The 1,221-nt window shown below is 47.1% G+C and carries 2 protein-coding genes; both read left to right on the top strand.

The features are described from left to right. Positions 1-69: 69 nt before the first annotated feature. Positions 70-387: a transposase gene (locus tag OM416_RS31695; protein WP_036673079.1), complete on the top strand. Its 318-nt coding sequence runs from the start codon at positions 70-72 to the stop codon at positions 385-387. Positions 388-398: 11 nt separating this feature from the next. Continuing rightward, positions 399-1,221: IS3 family transposase (locus tag OM416_RS31690; RefSeq protein WP_264936342.1), on the top strand; the 823-nt coding region annotated here is incomplete at its 3' end.

Here is a 1,221-nt window from a genome sequence, read left to right as displayed (position 1 = left end):
TGGAGCTAGAATAAAAAGTGGACACCCGTTAACGGACGGAAGGATAATAAGACTAACGGAGGTGTCCACATGGGAGAACAGCGGCAACGATATAACGAAGAATTCAAGAAACAAACGGTCAAATTCATTCAAGAGCAGACGAAGACACTTGGAGATTTGGCAGAAGAACTCAACATCCCAAAAAGTACGTTGCACCAATGGATGAGTAAGTACCGCGAACTAAAACATGAGCCTGTTGCCAGCGTAGATCGAGTGAAGGAACTGGAAGCAGAGCTTCAAGAGATGCGCCGGTTGCTTCAAGAGAAAGAGCACACGCTTGCGGATACACAAGAAGAACTGGCGATTGTAAAAAAAGCAGTGCACATCTTCAGCAAACCAAAGAGCTAAGATTTCAGTTTGTGGAAGACCACCGCTCCGAGTTTTCTTTGGAGAAGATGTGCAGTACCTTTCAAGTATCACGGAGCGGATATTACAAATGGCGAATGGACCGAACCAGCATGCGGCAGAACCGTAAAGACGAGGTCATGAAGCGTATTCGGTATCATTTTTACGACCACCAGATGCGGTGTGGAAGCCCTAAAATTACGTATCTGCTCCATTTAGAAGGGTTGCGAATCTCTTCCCGTACCGTCAGTATATACATGCGTCAAATGAATCTACGTTCTGTGGTCATGCCCAAATATCGCGTTCAGACGACGGATTCCAAACACGACCATCCCCTTGCGCCCAATACGCTGAATCAGCAATTTAAAACGACCAAACCGAACACGGTATGGGTTTCCGACATCACCTACATTCCTTGCCGAGGAGGTCGTCTATATCTCGCCAGCGTTCTGGATTTGTGCACACGTGAAATTGTAGGCTGGCGTCTATATAACCATATGGAAACCAGTTTGGTGATGGGTGCACTGGAGGAAGCTTACAAGGCCAAACGCCCCGCTCCGGGATTACTCCATCACTCGGATCGCGGCTCTCAATACACGTCAAAAGAATACGTGGAGCAACTAAAATCATACGGAATGGAATCAAGCATGAGCCGCCGAGGCAACTGTTATGATAACGCCTGTATTGAGTCATGGCACAGTATTTTAAAGAAGGAACTCATCTACTGCAACCCTCGTTTTAAGACGCCGGAAGAGGCTTATACTGCCATCTACCAGTACATTGAGTTCTATTACAACCGCAAGCGTATGCATGGCGCGCTAGGGTATCTTTCCCCTG

The sequence above is a fragment of the Paenibacillus sp. LS1 genome (assembly GCF_026013365.1).
Taxonomy (GTDB): Bacteria; Bacillota; Bacilli; order Paenibacillales; family Paenibacillaceae; genus Paenibacillus.
The sequence above is the reverse complement of the archived record's forward strand: the minus strand, read 5'-3'. Positions and strand labels throughout refer to the sequence as shown.